Origin of the sequence: Virgibacillus sp. (genome assembly GCF_013393565.1) — a bacterium.
In the GTDB taxonomy this organism is placed as follows: Bacteria; Bacillota; Bacilli; order Bacillales; family Amphibacillaceae; genus Virgibacillus; species Virgibacillus dokdonensis.
Map to the genome: position 1 here is coordinate 16667 of NZ_JABXHF010000002.1, position 23987 is coordinate 40653.

At 36.6% G+C, this 23987-nt stretch carries 19 protein-coding genes and 1 pseudogene; 5 read left to right on the forward strand and 15 right to left on the reverse strand.

Features of this window, described 5'->3' with window-relative positions; genetic code table 11:
• Positions 1-22: 22 nt before the first annotated feature.
• The 4 genes from HLX49_RS00695 to pruA form a co-directional block, all read right to left on the reverse strand.
• Entirely contained in the window at positions 23-391 is a 369-nt protein-coding gene (locus HLX49_RS00695; RefSeq protein ID WP_077702964.1) for a VOC family protein, read from the reverse strand.
• 161 nt (positions 392-552) lie between these two features.
• Positions 553-1539 carry an ornithine cyclodeaminase family protein gene (locus tag HLX49_RS00700; RefSeq protein WP_101933652.1) on the reverse strand — a complete coding sequence of 329 codons (987 nt, stop codon included), beginning with the start codon at positions 1537-1539 and terminating at the stop codon, positions 553-555.
• A 17-nt stretch (positions 1540-1556) separates the two neighbouring features.
• Positions 1557-2474, reverse strand: coding sequence for a proline dehydrogenase family protein (locus HLX49_RS00705; RefSeq protein ID WP_101933651.1), 918 nt, complete (start codon positions 2472-2474; stop codon positions 1557-1559).
• Between the two features lie 272 nt (positions 2475-2746).
• Positions 2747-4294, reverse strand: a complete 1548-nt coding sequence (gene pruA, locus HLX49_RS00710) for an L-glutamate gamma-semialdehyde dehydrogenase (RefSeq protein WP_296360433.1) — start codon at positions 4292-4294, stop codon at positions 2747-2749.
• Positions 4295-4661: 367 nt separating this feature from the next.
• Between pruA and HLX49_RS00715 the strand changes: the two genes are divergently transcribed.
• Complete coding sequence (locus HLX49_RS00715; protein ID WP_077702960.1) at positions 4662-5210, forward strand: helix-turn-helix domain-containing protein; 549 nt, start codon at positions 4662-4664, stop codon at positions 5208-5210.
• A 399-nt stretch (positions 5211-5609) separates the two neighbouring features.
• On the opposite strand, the gene HLX49_RS00720 is transcribed toward HLX49_RS00715, so the two are convergent.
• From HLX49_RS00720 to HLX49_RS00745, 6 genes and pseudogenes are all read right to left on the reverse strand, one after another.
• Positions 5610-6170, reverse strand: coding sequence for a helix-turn-helix domain-containing protein (locus HLX49_RS00720; protein WP_296360516.1), 561 nt, complete (start codon positions 6168-6170; stop codon positions 5610-5612).
• 843 nt (positions 6171-7013) lie between these two features.
• Positions 7014-8681 carry a glycoside hydrolase family 13 protein gene (locus tag HLX49_RS00725; RefSeq protein ID WP_296360435.1) on the reverse strand — a complete coding sequence of 556 codons (1668 nt, stop codon included), beginning with the start codon at positions 8679-8681 and terminating at the stop codon, positions 7014-7016.
• Between the two features lie 76 nt (positions 8682-8757).
• A complete protein-coding gene (locus tag HLX49_RS00730) occupies positions 8758-9546 on the reverse strand; it encodes an endonuclease/exonuclease/phosphatase family protein (protein WP_077702957.1) in 789 nt (262 codons plus the stop codon).
• Positions 9543-11177 (reverse strand): PTS transporter subunit IIBC, encoded by a 1635-nt coding sequence (locus HLX49_RS00735; protein WP_296360437.1) that lies wholly within the window; start codon positions 11175-11177, stop codon positions 9543-9545. The genes HLX49_RS00730 and HLX49_RS00735 overlap by 4 nt, the downstream gene beginning before the upstream one ends.
• 386 nt (positions 11178-11563) lie before the next feature.
• Positions 11564-11950: pseudogene (locus tag HLX49_RS00740) on the reverse strand (RidA family protein).
• Between the two features lie 45 nt (positions 11951-11995).
• The gene (locus HLX49_RS00745; protein WP_077702954.1) at positions 11996-12910 is read right to left on the reverse strand and encodes a hydroxymethylglutaryl-CoA lyase; all 915 of its coding nucleotides are present in this window, start codon (positions 12908-12910) and stop codon (positions 11996-11998) included.
• 785 nt (positions 12911-13695) lie between these two features.
• Here HLX49_RS00745 and HLX49_RS00750 point away from each other — a divergent pair.
• The 4 genes from HLX49_RS00750 (at position 13696) to HLX49_RS00765 (ending at position 16593) form a co-directional block, all read left to right on the forward strand.
• Positions 13696-14145 (forward strand): MerR family transcriptional regulator, encoded by a 450-nt coding sequence (locus HLX49_RS00750; RefSeq protein WP_296360439.1) that lies wholly within the window; start codon positions 13696-13698, stop codon positions 14143-14145.
• A 39-nt stretch (positions 14146-14184) separates the two neighbouring features.
• On the forward strand, positions 14185-14391 hold the full coding sequence (locus HLX49_RS00755) for a YkvS family protein (protein ID WP_073005924.1): 207 nt from the start codon (positions 14185-14187) through the stop codon (positions 14389-14391).
• A 354-nt stretch (positions 14392-14745) separates the two neighbouring features.
• Positions 14746-15531 carry an enoyl-CoA hydratase-related protein gene (locus HLX49_RS00760; protein ID WP_077702952.1) on the forward strand — a complete coding sequence of 262 codons (786 nt, stop codon included), beginning with the start codon at positions 14746-14748 and terminating at the stop codon, positions 15529-15531.
• A 21-nt stretch (positions 15532-15552) separates the two neighbouring features.
• Positions 15553-16593: an enoyl-CoA hydratase/isomerase family protein gene (locus HLX49_RS00765; protein ID WP_101933644.1), complete on the forward strand. Its 1041-nt coding sequence runs from the start codon at positions 15553-15555 to the stop codon at positions 16591-16593.
• A 58-nt stretch (positions 16594-16651) separates the two neighbouring features.
• Here the strand turns inward: HLX49_RS00765 and HLX49_RS00770 are convergent, their stop codons facing one another.
• The 5 genes from HLX49_RS00770 to HLX49_RS00790 all read right to left on the reverse strand — a co-directional run bounded on the left by HLX49_RS00770 (position 16652) and on the right by HLX49_RS00790 (position 23536).
• On the reverse strand, positions 16652-18112 hold the full coding sequence (locus HLX49_RS00770) for a CoA-acylating methylmalonate-semialdehyde dehydrogenase (protein WP_077702950.1): 1461 nt from the start codon (positions 18110-18112) through the stop codon (positions 16652-16654).
• Positions 18109-19005 carry an NAD(P)-dependent oxidoreductase gene (locus HLX49_RS00775; RefSeq protein ID WP_296360444.1) on the reverse strand — a complete coding sequence of 299 codons (897 nt, stop codon included), beginning with the start codon at positions 19003-19005 and terminating at the stop codon, positions 18109-18111. Before HLX49_RS00775 ends, HLX49_RS00770 begins: the two co-directional genes overlap by 4 nt.
• Before the next feature lie 111 nt (positions 19006-19116).
• Positions 19117-20781 (reverse strand): acyl-CoA dehydrogenase family protein, encoded by a 1665-nt coding sequence (locus HLX49_RS00780; protein WP_296360446.1) that lies wholly within the window; start codon positions 20779-20781, stop codon positions 19117-19119.
• A 592-nt stretch (positions 20782-21373) separates the two neighbouring features.
• The gene (locus tag HLX49_RS00785; RefSeq protein ID WP_237342712.1) at positions 21374-21664 is read right to left on the reverse strand and encodes a GNAT family N-acetyltransferase; all 291 of its coding nucleotides are present in this window, start codon (positions 21662-21664) and stop codon (positions 21374-21376) included.
• 114 nt (positions 21665-21778) lie between these two features.
• Positions 21779-23536 (reverse strand): sigma 54-interacting transcriptional regulator, encoded by a 1758-nt coding sequence (locus HLX49_RS00790; RefSeq protein ID WP_296360448.1) that lies wholly within the window; start codon positions 23534-23536, stop codon positions 21779-21781.
• Between the last annotated feature and the right edge of the window lie 451 nt (positions 23537-23987).

Here is a 23987-nt window from a genome sequence, read left to right on the forward strand (position 1 = left end):
TTACTATTTTTCTGATATTTTTCTAACTTTTCTCCAAAAACTCTAGCCGATTTCCAAATGGATCGCTAACGTAGAAACGTTTATAATTTGGCAATCGCTCGTCTTCCAAATAAGCTACATCGTGCTCTTGTAAATATCGTTTTAACTTTTCTAAATGTTTTACGTAAATAGCAGGATGTGCTTTTTTCGCTGGCATAAACGGTTCTTCCACACCAATATGTATATGAACATCACCTGATTGTAGCCAAATCCCGCCATTTTTTTGTAATGTCTTTGGTTTATTAATTTCTTTAAATCCCAGGATATGGACGTAAAATGCCTTTGCTGTTTGTTCCTCATCTTTTGGTGCTGTTAATTGAACATGATCCAATTTTTCATAATAAAATACCATCTTATCCCCTCCCTGTTTTTAGTATAAGGGGAAATGGCATCGCTTGCTAATACCGTTTGATTATCACATGATATCATGACTAATTATGATGTTTGTTTTTAATGTTATTAAAAGTTACTTTCCGAAAAAAAAGCGAACTCCACTTCTTTTCAACGTACGATTCAAGCAAAATCAACTGTTTTTCCAAAGCCAATCGAAAGAGCTTTCGCATAAATACCCCTTGCTACAGCTAAGTCAAAGTAAGCCGTACCGACGGATTTAAAAAAAGTGATTGCCTCATCAGATGGGCGAATAATATGCTCCTGTCGAATCAGTTCATTTAATTCCGCAAACACCTTGGAAAAATCCCAATTACTTTGACTAGCAGCATAAATCAGTTCTCCCGCTTCTTCTTTTGCACTATCCAAATCGTCTACTACGATTTGATCAGCTCTTTTAATTGTTTTTACATCTACCTCTCTCATTGTAGGAAGAAAGGAACCTACCCCGTTAATATGTGTGCCTGGCTGAATATCTTCACCAGCAAACACCGGTGTATTAGATCTCGTGCTACAGTTAACAATATCAGCAGATTTCATGACAGATTTGACAGTTTGTACTACTTGTATGGAGTTATTTACTCCCCATTCGATTAATTTATCCTTAAATGCGAAAGCTTTTTCTAATGTACGATTATATAAGATAATTTCTTCTATATCCCTAACAGCTAATATACCAAGTACTTGTTCAAAAGCCATCGATCCCGTTCCGATCACTCCCAATACTTTGGCGTTCGCACGAGCTAACTTATCTGTAGCAATAGCACTTAAAGCACCGGTACGTAATCTTGTTAAAAAAGATGCATTCATGAAACAAATATGTTCTCCATCGGTAGCATTTGTCAGCATTAATACACCCTGGGTAGTCGGTTTTTGTTGGTTTGGATTATCCGGAAAAATACTTACTACTTTAACAGAAGCAATATCTAACGATACATCCGCACTTGGCATATATAAATTGGAGCCATTGAACGTTGGAAGATGTATAACTGTCCGATGCGGATTTTTAATCATTGCATTATTTTTTGCTTGTAACCCTTGCTTCAAATCTTTTATTGCATCGAGCATAAAATAATTTTCTCGTATTTCTTTTTCCGATAAAATTAACATATAGGATTCCTTTCCGCTTATTTCTTAAAAATTCCTTTTATTACGAAAGCCACATTAGCAGGCCTTTCAGCTAATCTTCGCATATTATAGCCGAACCAATCAGCGCCATAAGGCATATATACACGTACTTTGTACCCTTCTTTTAGTAATTGCTTCTGAAGCTCAAGTCGAATTCCATAAAGCATTTGAAACTCAAACTGCTCACGGGAAATTTGATACGTTTGCTCCAGCTCTTTTGTATAAGCAATGATTTCATCATCATGGGTAGCTATTGCCGTATAATTACCGTTTAACAAGTTCTGCTTAATCACTTTTTTATAATTCGTATCTACATCCGATTTATTTGGAAAAGCAACTTCTTCTGATTCCTTATATGCCCCCTTTACTAATCGTAAGTATGGGTTATATAGGTTTAGTGCTTCCAAATCTTCTTCAACACGGTATAAATAGGCTTGCAATACAGTTCCCACATTATCATATTCCTGTTTAAGACTCGTAAAAATCTGTAACGTTTTCTCTAATCGTGCATAGTCTTCCATATCTATCGTGACAATAACATCATTTTCTTTACCTGCTTGTAATATTTTGTGCATATTCTCCATCACAAGCTCATGAGATATATCTAACCCAAGTGAAGTAAGCTTTAAAGATAATTCGGATTGTAAGTCTTCTTTAGCAATTATTTCAATTGCTTTGACACATTCCTCCGCAGACTGTCTAGCCTCTGATACACTATCTATAAACTCCCCTAAGTGGTCCACAGTGACAACAAAACCTTTTTCATTTAAAGCCTTTATTTTTTTCGCAGCTTCCTGAATATTTATCCCTGCGACAAAACGTGAAGCTCCAAAACGAAAGCCATATTTTTTTGCAACTTTTGTTAAAGTTTTATTATTAGATAGAAACAAAAAGAAATTTCGCATTATTTGTTCCATGAACTTTCCCCTCCCGACTATCTCTAAGCTTTGGTTGCTATCATTTTATTTTGTACTATAGGGAAGTATAAAATTTTAGGCTTTATCGTATAAGAAAAACGGCAGCATTTTTCGCCATAGAGAGACTGAAGATAAACCAAGTTTTTCTAATAACGAGATAGCGTCAAATGCCTTATTATATTGTAATTAAACTATCTCCCTCTGTCGTTATGCACAAACAGAGGGAGATGTGACTATTCAATTTGGCAAGAATGCCCTATTTACTTTAAGAATTAAAACATTTCTGAAGTTGTTTTACCTTGCATGTGGTGTATCAAGTAGTCCGGCCCTCCTGCTTTGGAATCCGTTCCAGACATATTAAATCCACCGAATGGTTGATAACCTACAATTGCTGCTGTGCAGCCGCGATTAAAGTAAAGGTTTCCAACATGAAAATCCTCTCTCGCTTGTTCAAGATGAGCACGATTGTTTGTAATAACAGCACCAGTCAGACCATACTCGGTATTATTTGCAATTTCAATTGCTTCCGTAAAATCTTTAGCTTGCGTAAGACCGACAACAGGACCGAATATCTCTTCTTGCATAATCCGACCTTTCGAATCTACATCGGCGAATACAGTTGGCTTTATAAACCAACCTTTGCTATCATCACCTTCACCACCTGCGATAAGCTCTCCTTCCTGCTTACCAATATCAATATACCCCATTATTTTATCATATGCGGCTTGGTCAATAACCGGCCCCATATAATTTGTATAGTCTACTGGGTCACCTACCGTTAACGCCTCTGTTAACTCTACAACACGGGTTTTCACTTCTTCATACACGTCCTCATGAATAACAGCACGAGAACAAGCAGAACATTTTTGTCCAGAGAAACCAAAAGCAGATTGAACAATGGACTGGGCAGCCAATTCTAAATCAGCTTCACGATCGACGACGATGGTATCTTTTCCACCCATTTCAATAATTGTTCGCTTCAGCCACTTTTGACCTTCATGTACAACAGCAGCTCGTTCAAAAATACGGGTCCCAACTTCACGAGAGCCTGTAAAGCTTACAAAACGTGTTCGCGGATGATCCACTAAATAATCCCCAACGTCTTTGCCTGACCCAGGAATAAAATTGATGACACCAGCTGGAAGACCAGCTTCTTCGAGCACTTCCATAAATTTATAAGCGATTACAGGTGTAGCACTAGCTGGCTTTAGCAACACTGTATTCCCAGTTACCATAGCAGCAGCAGTTGTACCTGCCATAATGGCAAATAAGAAGTTCCAAGGTGAGATAACAACACCAACACCGAGTGGGATGTAGTGAAATTGATTATGTTCAATAGGACGACTATTTATTTTAATGCCGTCTTTTAATGTAAGCATTTGCCTTCCATAGTATTCCAAAAAGTCAATCGCTTCCGCGGTATCAGCATCTGCTTCCTTCCAAGGTTTGCCACCTTCTTTCACTAAGTGTGCAGTAAATTCGTGCTTTCTGCGACGAATAATGGCAGCTGCACGAAATAACAAATCAGCGCGAAACTTTGGATCTGATTTACGCCACGATGCAAATGTTTCATCTGCTGTTTGCATTGCTTTTTCTGCTAACGCTTGATTTGCTTTGGAAACATAACCAACAACTTCATCTTTATTTGCAGGGTTTACAGAGATAATTTTTTCTTCTGTCGTAATTCTCTCTCCACCAATAATTAACGGATATTCTTTTCCAAGATCTTTTTCAACTTTTTCCAAGGCTTTTACCATTTCCTGCCTATTTTCTTCAACTGTAAAATCTGTAAATGGTTCATGTTTGTAAGCTACTACCATACAAAAACCTCCTTCAATATTTTCGCCACTCTACAGGAAGCGTTTTCAAATATTGCAATTTGTTCAACCATAATTTAACTATTAAAGCGCCGCATCCCCCTTCAGCAAAACTGCATTTGAACACATACTAAATTGCAAACGATAGTAATTTTCACACAATTTAACGCGAAACTATTTAAGTATTACTTAAATTATGGTTAACTAAATTATAAGATAGTTTCATCTTTTTCGTCAACTGATTCTTAGGGAAGAACGCTCATTTTTATAAATAAAGTGTTTATATATACCTTTCATTGGTATAAAAACGCTTTTATTCTCTAAATTAAAAGATATATCTTATAAGAAATGGTGTGGAGGAGGGCAAACGATGAGACAGACAACACATATAGGAAAAAGAGTAAACAAGCTGCGAAAGAGAAAAAAATTAACGTTAAAAAACATCTCTGAGGAAACAGGGCTATCGATTAGCTTCTTATCACAATTAGAGCACGGAAAAACCTCTGCTACTTTAGAGTCACTTAAAAAAATTTCAGAATCACTTGATGTAAATCCGAGCTATTTTTTCTCGGAAGAGGATGATGACTCGCGTTCTACAATCACTAGAAATACTGTAGACACAGCAAACTTGACGGAAAATAGATTTATTTATAAGAATTTATCAGGAGACATGAAAGATCCCGCGTTTATTCCAAATTTAATTATTCTCGACCCTGGTGCAAATCGTGGTAACAACTTTTCTCATAAGGGACAGGAATTTTTGTTTGTCCTAGAAGGCACCTTAACTATTGAAGTAGATAATTATGTGAATGTTTTACACCCATATGATTGTGTATTTCTTGACTCTTCTAAACCACATTATTGGTTTAATAAGACAGATAAACCCATTAAATTTTTATGCATTTCGACAAATGATTAGTTCTATGGAAAAAATCGGCGGCATATCGAGAAATTTTTATGGAGAAAGTCTTCGTTTAACTTTCCTATCGTGTAAAAAACGGAGAGCGTCGGAGAATTGATAGGAGCGTTGCTTTATTTACACTATGTTCTGCTATCATCCACTTTCACGCAGGGATAATACCTTCACTACTAGGAGGCGAAGTAAATGGTGGCTTCCTACTTTTTTCGGCTATTTCTTTTACTACTTAGAACCTTCGTACAAACGGATCCTACTGCCTAAAATATCCAGTTCAAACCATCCGTGGAAGGTTTAGATCAACTTGTTTTATCGCTAAATATTTATAGAGAAAGCAAATTTTCTTATAACTATAAACCTTCCTATAGTAAAAAAACGCCACGGATGGAAGTTTGACTGGATTTACAATTGATTATCAATAAAAATAGTTAGTACACGTGCAGGTTCATTATTGACTGGAATAAATAAATGAGGTTTATCCCCTTTAAAATAAGCGCTATCCCCTTGTTCCATATAATGTTTTCTACCTTCATAACGCAAATGAATCGCACCTTCCAATACATAGATGAATTCATCTTGAGAATGGGTATAAGACTCTTCCCTTACATTCATATCCCTCGGCGTAACATATACAATTGTCGGTTCAACGCCTGTGAATGGAGAACGGTTCGCCAACAATTCATAGGAATACCCCATATTGTCGTCCCCAACTTTAAATTGCCGTTTACTAGAAGGGAGTAATACCAGATCACGATCTTCTTGGTCATCTAAAAGCCATGATAGTGGCACGTTTAACGCTTCACTTATTTTAGATAAAGTAGCAATTGCTGAAGCTGTCTGTCCGTTTTCTATTTTTGACAGTAAACTTTTGGATATATCACATTCATCCGCGACCTGTTGTTGCGTTTTCCTTGCACGTAAACGCATTTGCTTTATTTTTGCTCCAATGTTATTCAGATTTATAGCAGCTCGCTCCTTCCATGTATAACATTTCTTTTCTCATACTTTATTAGTGGATCTTCCATTATTAAAGATGTTCTTTTATCTCACACTAATTGTTCGTAGTCTTAGAAAAGCTTGGGTTATGTATAAGCCCTAAAATACCTAAGACTTGTGAACAAACTAGGTATGTAGGTACTGTCATCTCCAATAAGATTTGTTCAGCCCGCATTCTTTCAAATTTTGCGATAGTCTTTTTGTAAATTTTCTATTGGAATAAAGGGTACATAAATATATTTAATCATAGAATAGAAGAAAATTGCCGTCAAATATTTGTATATGTCAAGCTTTTCTCAACTAATTATAACCTCTATATTTTCCACTCTATTATATACACTATTACTGGCGTTAATACAACAATTGTTTTATAAAAAGCACAAGCGTAATGTAGATAGTGACAACTGCGGAAAAACACTACAACTACTAGGAACCAAGCTCAGCCTCCACAAAAGAAAGCAGTTCGCTTTTTTCCCGGCAGGGGCTTCCCACTGCGTTTCTCCATAGTACAAGCAAAGCTAAGCCTGCGAAACGTCGCCCGAAGAAAAGGACTGTTCATTTTCTCTGTGCTCTTCCTCCGCTAACCTAACAGTATCAACTGTCGTTTATTTGTACTAGAAAATCTAACAACTACCACGCTATTGCTTACTGTCCTGCTCTTTTCTATCACGTTCTTCAAACCAAGAACCTAACTGAAAAAAAGCAGCATCTTATCGAAAGCTCTTTCTTCGCTGTCTTATAGTACAAAAAAAGAAAATTAAGCGATCCGCTAAACTACGTGCGGTGTCACTTAACTTTCTTTTAGCGTACTCAAATTAATTCATACACTCTAGCTTCATACGGTTTTAAAGTTATCTGTTCCAACGATCCAGACGCGTCAACTTTATAATTAGATAAAAGCAGTTTCCCTTCTTTAGATGTAATCGTTTTTGGTAATTTAAAGGTAGTTTTCTCAGCAAATAGATTTGTTAATACAAGCATTTGTTGATTATCCAACGTTCTCGTATATGCATAGATTTGGTCATGATCTTCCAAAATAAGCTCATAACGTCCATAGATGAATACATCGTTTTCTTTTCTTATCTGAACCATGTTACGATAATAATGGTAGATGGAGTTACCGTCTGTTTGTTGCTGTTCAACATTAATTTGTTTATAATTTGGATTTATCTTCAACCACGGCGTCCCCGTTGTAAAACCAGCGTTGGCTTGATTATTCCATTGCATTGGGGTTCTCGAGTTATCACGACCATTTTTCCAAATAATTCCCATGATTTCCTCATGACTTTTTCCATTTTCCAGTTCTTCCGCATACATATTTTTAATAGATACATCATTATAATCGTCAATAGAATCAAATTGAACATTTGTCATACCAATTTCTTGACCTTGGTATATAAAAGGCGTCCCCTGCATTAAAAAGTAAAGTGTGGCAAGACATTTGGCAGATTCTTCCCAGTAAACTTCATCATCACCCCACGTCGATACAGAGCGAGGTTGATCGTGATTTTCTAAAAATAAAGCATTCCATCCATTTCCCTCTAATCCCTTTTGCCATTTTGTCAATTTTTGTTTTAAAGCGTGCACATCTAAGCCACCTGTAACGCTTTTCCCCCACAAATCCAAATGTTCAAATTGAAACACCATATTAAATTTACCTTGCTCTTCACCAACCCATAAGTGAGCATCATCGATGGTAACCCCATTTGCTTCACCGACAGTCATAATATCATAGTTGGAAAAGGTCTCCTTTTTCAATTCTTCTAAAAAAGTATGAATACCAGCTTGGTTCATGTGACCTGCAAAAGACGGCACATACTTTTTATTATCTGGATTCGGCAGATCAGGAAAACCAGGCGCTTTTTTAATATGTGAAATAGCATCTACACGAAAGCCATCAATGCCTTTATCTAACCACCAGTTCACCATATCATATAAACTTTTACGTACAGTAGGATTTTCCCAATTTAAATCAGGTTGCTTTTTGGAAAAAACATGTAAATAATAGGCTTTTGTTTGTTTATCATATTCCCATGCAGATCCACCAAAAATAGAAGCCCAATTATTTGGCTCTTTCCCATTTTTTCCTGCATGCCAAATATAATAATCTCGGTATGGATTATCTGTTGATGATTTTGATTCAATAAACCACGGATGCTCATCAGATGTATGGTTAATTACTAAGTCCATAATCAATTTCATTCCACGCTGATGAACTTCAGCTACTAATTGATCAAAATCTTCCATCGTTCCAAACTCAGGCATGATTGCTTGATAATCACTAATATCATACCCATTATCATCATTGGGTGATTGATAAACGGGGCTTAGCCAAATGACATCAATTCCCAAATCCTTTAAATAATCGAGCCTTTGAATGACACCGGGTATATCGCCAATGCCATCCCCATTTGAATCCATAAAGCTACGTGGATAAACTTGATAAGCAGTTGCTTCTTTCCACCAAATTCTTCTCATTGCTGTCTTCTCCTTCTTACCTTTTCTATATTTCTACTTCATAATCAAAATTATTTGTTATTTCGGCAAATTCCCTTTATATATTGATGGTGACATCTACGCCATAATGGTCAGAAATAATGGGCAAATTCATTCCATTAAAAATCACTTGCGAACGAATGACTTCAACCTTTGCGGAAGAGAAAATATAATCAATCCGTTTATTCGTAAGACTATCTTGCCAACCAGCAATATCACCACAAACTGTAACGCCTAAGTCTCTTTCTTTAGCTAAATGATAAGTGTCAAAATAACCTAAATCTTGAACATAATCATATCCTTCATTTTCTAATGATGCTTCATTATTAAAGTCACCTACTAAGAAATGGAGCCGATCCTTAGGGACGGACTGGACTAGTCGATCCATTTGCCTTTTAAAAGGCTCTGCATTATCGTTCCACCAGCCCATATGACAGGAATAAAAGTCCACTTCTTTTCCGTTTATATCTATTGTCATGCCAACCACTTTTCGAGCCTTCCAATAGCTTGTATCTTCACTTTCACTCACAAAGAATGCTTGTCTATTTACTACCTTATGCTTTGTTAATAAAGCAACTCCTTCTTCAAATCGATCATAAGCAAGATGTGCATAGTCCCAAATGAATTCATACGTTGACCCTAATGCTTGTAATTCATTTTGTAGCAATAGAATAAAGTTATCTGCTTTCAAGTTCTCGCTCACTTTTTTTGCAGTAATGGTTTGATTCACTTCCTGCAACGCAATAACGTCATAGGATTGATTATGAATTGCTTCTGCTAGAATGGAGAGCTTATCTAGTTGCGAATCTTCTAGCCAAGAATGGCAATTTAACGTTAACAGCCTCACGGTCTATCCTCCAGATAATCAATCACTTTCGATTTCAACACATCTGCTTTCGGGCCATATATTGCTTGAATACCTGTCCCTCTAACTACTAACCCCATAGCACCTGTTTTTTTCCAAACTGCTTCTGGCGCTACTTGTTCTACATCTTTCAACGACACACGTAATCTGGTCATACATGCATCTACCTCATCAATGTTTTCTTTCCCACCTAACATGTTTACAATAGCGACTACCTCTTCATCTCCTTGAACAGCTCCGCCTTTTTCCATTTCATCATCTGAATAATTACCAGCTCGGCCTGGCGTTGCTAAATTCATTTTTTTAATGAAAAAGTAAAACAGAAAGTAACTTAACACGAAGAACACCATACAAGTGAGTACAAAGTTGATAACATCTCCTAAAAGCCCTGCATTTAAAGCCATTGGTAACCTGGTAAAAAACTCAACTAACCCAAACGAATGTAAACGTAAATGAATCAAATCAACAATAGCAAAGCTCAGCCCTGCTACGATAGCATAAACAAAGTAAAGTAATGGAGCCGCAAACATAAACATAAATTCAAGTGGCTCTGTTACACCAGTAATAAATACAGCTATACCTGCTGAAAAGAACATCGATTTATATGTTACACGTTTGTCTTTATCCACATTACGATACATTGCTAAAGCTGCTCCCATTAACACAGCGGTGGATAAAATCATTTGTCCCATTTTAAACCTTGCTGGTGTTACATCTTGCATTAATTGATGATAAGCTGTTGTGTCACCATTAGCTTTTAAATTTACTAAGTCAGATACCCAAGCTAACCATAGTGGATCTTGCCCAGCTACGATTTCACCTGCTGTCGCACCTGTTAAAACGGTATAGGTGCCACCTAATTCCGTATAATTAATTGGAACAGTTAACATATGATGTAATCCAAACGGAAGCAATAACCGTTCAAGCATTCCCATCGTAAAAGGAGCTAAGAATGGTGCAGCATCTTTTGAATTCGCTAACCACACTCCGAAGTCATTAATTAATCCTTGAATAAAAGGCCATACGACTGACATCACAAGCGCGATGATAACAGACCAAAGAATCACTACAAACGGGACGAATCTTTTCCCATTAAAAAAAGATAATGCTTGTGGTAACTTGCTGTAATTATAGTATTTGTTATAAATGATCGCCCCCACAAACCCGGAAATAATACCAATAAATACTCCCATATTTAACGCTGGAGCACCTAATACGGTTGTAAAGTAATTAGCTACTATGAGGTCGCTTCCAAATAAAGAACGTACGGTAGCTTTTGCATCGGTAAACATGTCATTTGTTACACCAAAAACAGCACCTGTAATTCGGTTAATTAGAATAAAGGCGAGGAGTGCAGCAAAAGATCCACCAGCTCTCTCTTTTGCCCAAGCACCACCAATAGCAACTGCAAATAATATATGTAAATTATTTATAATTGCCCAACCTATATCTTCCATTACTCGTCCAGCTGCAAGGATAAAAGAAATATCCCCAGTTATGCCTAAAACTTTTCCTAAAGAAATCATGATTCCAGCTGCAGGCATAACAGCCACTACAACGAGTAAAGCCTTTCCTAACTTCTGCCAAAAATCAAATGAAATTATATTCTTCATGCTTTCTCCCTTTCTCTATCGTAATAAAAAAACATAATGTGCAATCGTTTTCTTTTATAATATTCTGTATATACTAAAATATACAACGTATTCGAAACAAAATAATGAATAATCCAATAACATTTTAGCATATATAGCGCAAACGATTGCGCGAAGTACATTAACATCATATAAGATAAAACAAATTCGGTCAATACCAAATAAATTACTTTTTTACTAATTGCAGCGGGGCGGGGCATGGCATTAGAAAAACGAAGGCCTAGTCGCCAAACTTTATGGCGATAGCCTTCGTTTTTGCTTATACTAAAATGTGTATTTTCTATAGTGGAACAAAACATAGAAATATTTCATATTAAACTCTTAACTTCTAGTTTCATATGAAGTTATCATTCTTTGCACGCCCAAGCATCTATTTCAACTTTAAATTGCGGAGCTGATAAAGCTACTACATACACTATCGTAGTACATGGCAAATGATCACCAAGAAAATCACTAATCACTTTTTTCGAGCTTCTGCATCTATATTTTCAACTAAGGTAAAATACTAATTTCGTAATATCTTTTATTTCCATATTAGCTGCAACTAAATTATTATCTATATTTTGAAACGCCAATTCCATTTGCTCTAATGGACTTTCTGGAACATTTCCATCTACACCCATACCTAATTGCTCAGAAATAGTTAACCACCTCATTGGGTTTGAAATTTCGATTTGATGCACATAGGGAGCTACAGGTAGATGAACATTTTTTGGATTTCTAGCGTTTTTCAAAACAATCATTCCTAGTAATATCATACCGTTTCGTTAGAAAAAGCTTTATACTGTCTTTTTATAATCGTTTGCTTGTGAAGCTACTGTTTTACTTGGTAATTTCTTGCCAATTTTATCTTGAATAAATAAAGCCGCTTGTTGCATTTTATCTTCTTTAATGCCTGTTTTTATACCTAGACCGTGCAACAAATAAAGTACATCATTTGTTGCCACATTTCCTGCCGCTCCTCTTGCGTATGGACAACCACCTAACCCTCCTACAGAACTATCAAAACGAGTGATTCCATATCGTAGAGATGTTAAAATATTCGCTATCGCCATCCCTCTTGTATCATGAAAATGCATGATTAACTGCTCCGAGCTAAACTCCGTCAACATCCGTTCTAAGAGGGCTTCAACTTGTGAAGGGACTGCTGTTCCAATTGTATCTCCTAATGAAATTGCGTCTACACCATCTTCCATTAGCTGATTACATACACGAATAACATGTTCAGGGTCCACTTTACCTTCATAAGGACAATCGAAAACCGTTGACACATAACCAGTCACATATTTATTGGCTTGCTTTGCTTCTTTGATTACTTCATACAATACTGGATACGTTTCTGAAATAGATTTATTAATATTTTTTTTATTATGTGTTTCACTTACAGACATAAATATGGATGCTCCATCAATCCCCACTTCTAATGCATGCTCTAAACCTTTTAGATTTGGCACAAGCGCGGAATAAAAGACGTTCTTATTTCGTTTTATTTTTCTCCCTACTTCTCGAGCATCCCTCAGCTGTGGGATCCATTTTGGATGAACAAATGAAGAATATTCAATCTCATCAATCCCAGACTCAGACAACATATTGATCCATTTAACCTTATCGTCCGTCTCAATAAACGCTTCCTCATTTTGTAGCCCATCTCTTGGTCCTACTTCTTTAAGCCAAATATAGTCAGGATAATTCACTTTTCTCCCCCTCTCTTAATCTTCCAATAGTAGTCAAAACAATGGTTCATGCCTGTGTACTTTAAAAATTTATTAATAAGTACATACAAAGCTAATTTAGAATGCGCTTTCAATCCATAATATGAGATTACGACGATGTTGTTATTTTCCAATATAAGATTCACATGTATTCGATTATGTTTATTTTTATTCAACATTGTTGAATAAAGTATATTACAAAAATTCAGGTACCGTCAACCCATTTTATGATGTAACTTTTTAAAGACATGTCGCAACGTATACTATTCGTAAAAATTCATATGTTCATTTTTCTTCTTTTCAGAAATATCTTTTCATGATAAAATTACTTCAAGTTTTTAGAGGAATTAGCTTATGTCAAGAAGTTGTAATAGCGACTCGGTGCATGCAAACTCAACACGAAAAACGTTGTCATAAAAACTTAGCAATCACCTCTGCTGAATAAAACGGCATCGTTTTGCTTCATACTATAAACCAAAGAAATCTTATACTTTTTTTTACTCTCATAATGAGCAGAAGCGTTAACACACGATATCTCAGTCGAAAAAATCACCCAATACAAACCTAAGCAATGACAGCTATCACCTTTTTCTAGACATTCCAAAGAAAATTACTTATTTATTCCACATTTTTCACATAATACTACCGTCTCCATCCATTATGATAGATCGTAAAGTTCATAATTTTTGACAAGGGTAAGATAGATTTCAAACAAGCCTTGTTAAATAACACAACTGTATGAAATAAGTGTTTGGACAAACAAGAAAGTGGTGACAGTAGTGGAATTACTTAGCCTTCAAGGATTATCACATATTGTAGGTGTTCCACCATCCATTCTGGCAACATGGATAGAACAATTTGCCATGTATGTACCTAAAGCACAGGAAGAGGATGAAAATTACTATCTTCCTGAAGCAATTGATGTTCTAAAATACATTAAACAATGTAAACAAGAGCAGTATAGTTTTACAGAGATTGAAAATTTATTACTATCTGAATTCACAAGCATAGAAAATAAATCAGCATCAACTGTTTATCAGACAGAAGACAAAGAAACGATTCGTTGTATGATGCAAACCATTGGTTTGACCGTAACGAACATGAATCAACTTACCGAATCATTTCATGCGTTAGAACACAAGTATAAAGAACAAACACGAGAATTAGAAACACTAAAAAAACAAATACAGCTACTCCATAGCAAACAAATTCAATGACCTTTTTTCCATCAATTCTGTTTAAAAGGAGGAAATACTATGTTTAAACCTGATACAAAAACAGCTAAGCCAGGTGATATTATCGAATTTAAAAGAGAGGATGTACTTTTACAAGGAAAAGTACTACCTTCAAGCTGTAAGCAAAGTATCATTGTCGATATTTCAAAAGCACAGAATTTGGCTGAGTTAAACAACGGTTATTCTACTACTGTTGTAGCTCATAAAAATTACCGTGTTATTGGTTAACATTTATCGTTTTCTTTCCCGTTCAATGTCTAAAATGCAGTACCTTATAACATCTATGTCGTGATAAAATGCGGCATGATACATGTACTTAATTAACGTTTAAAATGCAGACACCTTACAAATGGCAAGTTGAATAGTAATTTGTAGAATTGCTTTTAAATCATGTATAATTGTGTAGACAGTTATACATGATTTTTTGTTTGCTTACCCTATGTTTAAAAAAGGAATTAAAGCTTTGCAATTAACTATATTAGCTACATTCTTCTCTGTTTTTATACACTTTGTAAACTTTGGCATAGGATTTGCTTTAATTAAGAAACAGGACTGTTGATGAAATTGAAGGAGGAACTTACTATGGAATTTAATCACGTTACAGTAACCTATGAAGAAAATATCGCTATCTTGGCCTTAGATTCACCACCAGCTAACGCCCTATCATCAACAATGATTACGGAATTACGTACCATTTTAAAACAATTTCAAGACGATTCCAATGTACATGCTATTATTTTAACTGGAGCAGGCAAATTTTTTGCTGCTGGGGCTAATATTAAAGAGTTTGTACCAGCAATGGGAGATTATCAAAAAGGAATTGATATGTCTAAAGCGGGACAGGATTTATGCAATGAATTGGAATTTATGACAAAACCGGTAATTGCAGCAATAAATGGACCAGCACTTGGCGGAGGTTTAGAAGTAGCAATGGGCTGCCACTTCCGAATTGCATCTGAAAAAGCAACAATTGGCTTACCTGAAGTAAAACTTGGACTTGTCCCATCGTTCGGCGGAACACAACGTCTTTCGCGAATTACTAGCGTAGCCACTGCGTTAGAATTAATTCTTACCGGAAAACATATAGACAGTGATAAAGCACTAGAGCTAGGTATTGTTCAAGCAAAAGTTTCTAGTGACGAGCTAATGTCAACAGCGAAGACGATTGCCCGTTCTTTTGTAGAAGGAAATAGTATGCAAAGTGTTACAAGAGCTGTTGAAAGCGTCGTTCAGGGGGCACAGAAATCTTTTTCTGATGGATTACAGAGAGAAAAGGAAATCTTTGGTGAATTATTCCTAACAGAAGATGCTAAAGAAGGCGTTCAGGCTTTTGTCGAAAAACGCAAACCCAATTTTCGCCACCAATAATACATAGGAGGTCATAGGAAGATGAGCGATGTTTTATTTTCCAAGAAAGAACATGGCATTGCAACAATTACATTAAATAGACCAAAAGCAATTAATTCGTTAACAGAAGGTATGCTTTCGCCAATTTATGATAGATTGCTAGAATGGGAAAATGATTCTGATGTGCAATTAATTATTTTAAATAGTGAAGGACAAAAAGGGTTTTGTGCTGGTGGAGATATAAAAACATTATATCAAGCAAAAGAAAATGAGGAAACGTTTGAAAAAGCAATGGAATTTTTTGAAATTGAATACGCAACGGATAATTTCGTCGCTAATTTCCCAAAGCCAATAATTGCATTGCTCGATGGTGTTGTCATGGGAGGTGGCGTTGGACTCTCTTACGGAGCTAGCCATCGTATCATAACAGAAAAAACAAAATGGGCGATGCCTGAAATGAACATTAGCTTTTTCCCAGATGTCGGTGCTGCATACTTCCTTAATCAAGCCCCTGGCTACATTGGACGGTATTTGGCACTAACGTCGGATATTATAAAAGGTGCAGACATTCTATATGCTAATGCTGCTGATTACCATCTATCAACATCTCAGATAGAACCACTAATCAAAGCAGTTTATGATATAAATTGGCTGCAAGAAACAGAAACAGAACAAAAATTAACTCAATTGATAAAAAGCTTCGAAACTAAATTAGAATGTGAAAGTAATTTGGCGCAGCATCAAGAGAAAGTTAACCGTCATTTCGCACATCAAACAGTAGAAGAAATTGTTGCTTCTCTCGCGTCAGATGACAGTCCATTTGCGACAGAAACAAAAAATACGATTCTCTCTAAATCACCTATTTCTCTAAAAGTTACTTTAGAGCAGCTAATTCGTGGAGAGAACCAAACTTTAACAGAATGTTTGGAAACCGATCTGATTATTGCTAAAAATTTCTTGAAAACAAATGATTTTTATGAAGGGGTACGTTCCGTCGTCATTGACAAAGATAAACAGCCAATCTATCAATACAAACAATTATCCGACGTCTCTCAATCTGTCGTAGAATCGTTTTTTCAGTAAAAAACGATGTCAAAACAGCCGAACAATAGGTTAAATTGTTCGGCTGTTTTTAAATAACCTAGAACCAACGCTCCGTTACTACTTTCTTTCTTGTATAGAATTGCACTCCGTCTTTTCCGTTCGTTCCTAAATCACCATAAAAAGAAGCTTTATTTCCTGCGAAAGCAAAAAATGCCATCGGAGCTGGAACATTTACGTTCACACCGACCATTCCTGCATCAATTTGGTCACGGAACGTTTGCGCATGTTTTCCGCTTGACGTATAAATGACCGCTCCATTTGCAAATCTCGATTTATTCGTAAGCGCTATCCCTTCTTGTAAATCCTTCACTCTCACTACACTTAACACAGGAGCAAAAATCTCATCCTGCCAAATCTTCATATCTGGTGTAACATGATCAAAAATAGTCGCACCGACATAGTAGCCATCTGGCGTTTCTTCTTCAATGGTTCTTCCATCTATGAGTAGTTCAGCCCCTTCCTCTACTCCTTGATCAATATAGCCAACTACTTTATCTTTGTGAGACTGCCTGATAAGTGGACCAACAAATGTTGAATCATCTAATCCATCTCCAGCCTTTAATTTTTTTGTTTCTTCCGTTAATAAATGCAAAAATGCATCTGCTACCTCATCGACAACAGCGACAACCGAACAGGCCATGCAACGCTCTCCACTGCTTCCAAACGCAGCACCAATGACACCTTGGACTGTTTTTTCTAAATTACAATCAGGCATGACGATAGCATGATTTTTCGCACCTGCTAATGCTTGCACCCGTTTCCCGTGCGCCGTACCTGTCTGATATACATGCTTAGCTACTGGCTCTGATCCTACAAAAGAAATTGCCTCAATATCCGGATGCTTCAACACCCGATTTACAACCTCTTTCCCTCCGTGAACGAGGTTAAGTACACCTTCAGGGAAACCTGCTTCATAAAATAATTCAACTAACCGTTCTGCCAAAATCGGGGTGCGTTCAGACGTCTTTAAAACAAATGTATTTCCACAAGCGATAGCTAGCGGGTACATCCATAGCGGAACCATCATCGGAAAATTAAATGGTGTGATTCCTGCCACTACCCCTAATGGATAACGCCAGATAGACCCATCTATGCCACTTGCGATTTGTGGCAATGCATCACCCATCATTAAATTCGGAGCAGATGTTGCTAATTCGACTACTTCTATTCCGCGTTGCACTTCTCCCCTTGCATCTCTTAACGATTTCCCATTTTCCAATGTAATAATTTTTGCCAAACTTTCTTTATGCTCTTTTAATAAATGCAAATAATTAAACAAATAACGCGCACGGTTTGGAATAGGGACATTCGCCCAATCCTTATAAGCATTTTTAGCTGCTGCTACCGCTTGATCGACGTCCTCCTCCGTTGATAGCACAACTTGGGCAATGATTTCACCTGTTGCTGGGTTAGGTATATCATGTTTTTCTACACCAGATGAAGTCACCCAGCTATTTCCAATGTAATTTTTCATCACTTTTACTTCTTGCGATATCATTTTTCAGCCTCCTTTTTAGCCGACTGTTCCTTTACCCGTTCATAAAGAACAGCCATATCCTGATCTCCATATCCTTCTTTTTCCACTTGTTGATATAAAGATAATAACGTTCTGCTAATTGGTAAATCTAATTGCGTGTTTTCTGCTGCTTCCATAGCAAACTCTAAATCTTTACGCAATAATTTCAAAGAAAAACCAGGTTCATAATCATTGTTGGCAATAAACGCCTTATAGTTTCGTTCATAAATACGACTTTGCCCGTAACTCACACTTAACATAGAATATAAGTCATCTAAATTAATATTTTTCTTCGTAGCAATATGCAAAGCTTCACTGACACCTGCTGTATAAAATCCAATTAGCAAATTATTAATTAGTTTCACCGTTGTACCGCTATCAATTTGTTCATTAACATGAAAAATATTGCCACCAATCACTTCAAAAATTGGTAATACACGCTCAAAGATAGCTTTTCTTCCTCCCGCCATTACGGTTAACGTTTGCTGTTCTGCACCGATGACACCACCACTTACGGGAGAAGCAAGAAAAGGAATTTCTTTCTCTGCACAGGCTTGATCTATGATTTGGTTCAATTCGGGAGAAACGGTGCTCGTATCGACAAGTATTTTCGTTTTATCCCCTTGTTCAATTAATCCATCGGCAGCTAAATATACTTCCTCGACAGCTTTCACCGATGGAAGACTTGTTAAAATGGCATCACTAGAAACGAGAATTTGCCCAATAGTTGTCGCAATTGCTCCTCCTTGCTCTTTCAATGAAAGGACTGCCTGTTCATTAATGTCATATCCAGTAACGGTATATCCTTCTTTTACTAAACCAATCGCCATTGGCAATCCCATATTTCCTAAGCCGATAAACCCAATTCGTTTCATATTCTTCCTCCTTGTTCCCATTGTACGTAACGAAATTATTTTCCATTACTACTTCGCATACGATCCATACGATATTTTAAGGTAATACTTCGACATTCCTTGCTAAAACATTTAAAATCCATTACGGTTAATCATTTCTTTTGCAATGGTCTGTTTCTTTGCAATAATATTTGTGTATAGCACAGGTAACGAACGTACCTCCCTTATTCGCTCTTCGTATGTTTCATTTTCTTCTGAAATAGAAGCAAGTAAAACGATTGTATGCTTTTCAACTCGTTGGTAAGCTTCCTCACAAAAGACATCAGCTAGATTGATATATAGTAAATCTTTCTCCAACATAGCCTTGATCTCAGTAGCTTGCATAAGATAAATATCTTCTAATATAAGAGCTATTCGATGTAAATAAAATTGATCGAGCTGTGGAAGTTCACCTGTTTCGGAAAGCGCATTCAAAACCGTTCTTAATAGTTGATTCGCATAGCGAATAAATATATTCTCTTCCTTCTCGACGGATAAAATGACAGATGAGTCTTTTGTATACTGCTTTAAAAACGCCTTAGCAGTTGTTAATCGATTAATTTCATTTGTTCCTTCAAAAATTCGATTTATTCTCGCATCTCGATATATACGCTCTACCTCATATTCTTGCATATACCCATATCCGCCATGGATTTGCACAGCTTCGTCGATGACATAATCAAGCGTTTCAGAAGCTTTTACCTTATTAATCGAGCAAGCCATTGCATAATTCGATAACCTTTCCAATATATCTCCTTTGTTGTCTTGCTCCATTTCGTCTAGCCTATTCACCGTGTAATAGGCTGCACTTTCTGCTCCATATATTTCAAGCGCCATATTAGCTAATTTCTCTTGCACCATCCCAAACTGAATGATCGGCTGTTTAAACTGCTTACGTTCTTTCCCGTATTCTACGGCGAGGCGTAACGCTTGTTTGGAAGTTCCAATATTAGAAAAAGCTAGCTTTAAGCGTGCTAGATTTAAAATATTCAGCGCAATTTTATGCCCTTTCCCAACTTCACCTAGTATATCTTCTTCTTCCAAACGAACATCTTCTAAAATTAAAGTCGCTGTTGAAGATCCCTTAATACCTAACTTCTTTTCCTCAGGTCCTACTGATAAGCCTGGCTGATCACGCTCGACAACAAAAGCAGTAATGCCATCTGAAGTATTAGCAAACACTACATATACTTGAGCTATATGCGCATTCGTTATCCATTGCTTTTCTCCATTTAATGTCCAGCCTGAACCATCTACTGCCTTTTTAGCTGTCGTCTTAGCAGATAATGCATCAGACCCAGCATCTGGTTCTGTTAATGCATAGGCGCCAACCCATTCACCGGAAACTAACTTCGGTAGATATCTGGCTTTTTGTTTTTCAGTCCCAAAATATACAAAAGGTAACGTACCTACGCCTGTATGAATATTGAAAGATACACTAAATGATCCGCCAAAACCCATTTTTTCAGCAATAATTCCAGCCGTACGCTTTCCCATTTCTAAACCACCATAAGCTTCAGGAACTTCCGCACCTAACAGCCCTAATTCACCAGTCGCTCGAAACAATTCACGAGCAACTTCATAATCATGCGCTTCCAACTTATCTAAATTTGGCATTACTTGCTCTGCTACAAACTTTTCGATCATCCCTATAAGCAGTTCCTCTTCCTCCGCAAAAGGATTCGTGGAATCTTTCTTAAGAACCCACTTTTTATTTGGAAATATAGAATCCTTATCATGAAAGTTTACCTTTTCCATTACCTATCCCCCTTTCCGTTTCTTATTGCAAATTACATGCCAAATCATAAAATTACAAAAATAAAAATCAGACCGAACAATGCGACTTTTTCTTTAAACACTCATCTTTAAGATTTGTCAAAAGGTGAAAATTGAAATTTTAGTAAGACTAGAGAAGTTTTATCGTCAAGTTTCTATACCAAAAAGTCTATAGTTGGTTCCATCTAGTGGTGTTAGATAACCGGGAATAGAATGAACAAACGATGGAACAACTGTCTAACTGTTTAAACAATGATACATTTTTTACACTTCAAAAACTTATTCTTTAAATAACTTGGCTTATTGCCAATTCTTTATGATGAAAAATACCATCGTTTGATTAGTGTTCAGCAAGACCTCAAGGGTATCAACTCTAAACGAAAAAGGGATTGCAACGATTAGTTCAGCCCGTTTCTGGGGAGCATTGCTTTATAGTAAACTCCGATTAAATTTTTCGGTAATATCGAAGCGATACTTGTCGCTCACTTGTTTCCGTTTCCGTCGTATTTTTCTGCTTATAGATTAAACCTCGTGCTTCATAAAAAGGAATTCCTAATTGATTTCCTTCTTGTACTTATACCCACTGCTCTTTCGCCCCCCCCTCCACTACTTGTTGTTCCGTTAATGTTTCCAGCAATTTACTGTCAATGCCCAAATAGCGATACAAACTATCTACATAAAAAACATAGATTTTAGCCCAGCCATCTCCCGTAGTCCCGCCAATAACGCCAACCACTTTCGTCCCATCTAACGCTATATAGGAGTAGGAACCAGTTTGTACATCCTGAGCAACTTTTTCCGGGTGATACCAATAGGCTATATTTTGTTTTTGGTACGTTTCGCTTAATATTCCAGCCTTCTGCACAAATTCTGGCTATATCATCTACATGTATTAATTGAGGTTTTACAATAGATATAGTCATTCCGCACCTCCTATTCATCTTACAAATAGACTTTGATCTATCTTACCAACCATCTGTTAAAAATTGTTCAATTTATAACGAGCCAACTTATTGTAGAGTGTAGCCCTTGACATACCTAATTTTTCAGCAGCTTTTGTTTTATTTCCTTGCACTTGTTTTAATGTTTGCGCAATCATTTCTTCTTCTTGTTTTGTAACTTCTTCTATAAGTTCGTTCTTCAAATGATTATATTGATAATCCGTTTGTAAAAAAGTCTTCTTTACCGAAGCAGGCAAATGATCAAATGTTATCTGGTGTCCATCTGTTAACACATATAAACGCTCGATTATATTCATTAACTCACGAACATTCCCTGGCCAATGGTGCTGTTTCATCCATTGCAATACGTGTTGATCAAATGTTTTTTCTTCTTGTTTATACCGTTTAGCTAACTGCTGTAATTGATAGGCAATTAAAGTCGGTAAATCCTCCAACCGTTCTCGTAACGGCGGTATATCAATAGGAATAACATAGAGTCGATAATATAAATCTTCGCGAAATTCTCCATCCTTGACCATTTGCTGCAAATTTTTATTCGTTGCCGTAATCAAGCGGAAGTTTACACCAATAGCTTTCCTGTCTCCTACTCGTTCCACTTTCTTTTCTTGTAACACACGTAAAATTTTTGCTTGCATGTTGAAAGGCATATCGCCAATTTCATCAAGAAAGATTGTACCTTCATGTGCCAATTCAAACTTTCCTGGTTTCCCATCTCGATGTGCACCAGTAAATGCGCCTTTTGCATAACCAAACAATTCAGACTCCATTAATCCATCTGGAATAGCCGCACAATTCACGCTAATAAACCGCCCATTTTTAGCAGCACTCGCATCGTGAATTGCTTTTGCAAACTGCTCTTTACCTACCCCACTTTCTCCTGTTAATAATACAGCCGCACTTGAATCAGCAGCTTTTCGAGCCATTTTTTTCGCTTCAGTAAGCGCTTTACTATCACCTAAAATATTCTCAAATTTAACCACTTCTAGTGTTGAACTTTCTAATACCGTTGTTGCATTTTCCACACGTGTATTTTTATCCAATTGATCCATCTTTTGTATTACTTCATAAATTTCCGACACTCCCTCATATACAAGGATGCCGGCTGCACCAATAATTTTATTATCTTTCCATATTGGAATTCGATGAACGACTAAATTTTGCCCTTGTAACCGATGGGCCTGACTACGTTCTGGGATACCTGTTTTTAACACAACAGGTAATCTCGTATTTTCGATGATGTCATCTGCCTTCTTCCCTAAAGCCTCTTCTTTAGCTACTCCAACATACCGGCTGTATGCTTGATTAAACAACTGAATAACCCCTTGATCATCAACAACCGTCAATCCTTCATATGCCGTATCAAAAATTAATTCATACCAATGCATAAGATTGTCTATTTGGGTTAACTCATGATGCATATACTTTTGAAAAGCAAGTAACTCCTTTGCCGTTATTTGTCCAAGCAATTCTTCTGTATTACCATCAATGACGTAAGCAGGCGTTTGATAAATATCATGCATCGACGAGCCTATAAAAGCGGTGGCATAATGCTTATTCATAATGGAAGCTACTAACTCTTTTTGACCCTTTATTTTTATATACTTCCATAAATCATAACTTGACACAACACCTTGCATACATCCTTCAGCTACAACCGGTATAGTAGTAATAGCGTGATTACATAACGTAGTAAATGCTACTTCAAGAGGCGTAGATGGAGAAATAGATAGGGCTTTAGTGTCCATCCACTGCTCAACAAAAAAATCCTCTTTCAACTTATCTCTCCCCCAGTCATTTTAACAACAATACATTGATATATTTTTCTGGTTTTACTTTTAAAGAAATGAGCAAAAATATACCCAATTCAAATAATGCATTTTTCTGAATTATAGCATTAGCGTTACCACACCGCAAACGGATAATAGTTACATGATTTATTTCATTTGAAGCACATTAATGGGAAAGGAGGTTACACGATGGCTAAAGATAAGACAAAAACAAAAAACAAAAGTAAGCAAGAACTAAATGATATGAAACAGGAAAACAAATACAAGCGCAATCGCCCTCCAGGTAACTAATCAACAACTACCTTACGTGGGGAATATCTTTTCCCCACGCACTTTCATTCTTCCTCTCATAGAATAAACTCTCCTTGACTTTTATATGATTCACCCAGACAATACAAGTATAGACACATGTTCAAAATCAAAATTTTAACAAACAAAT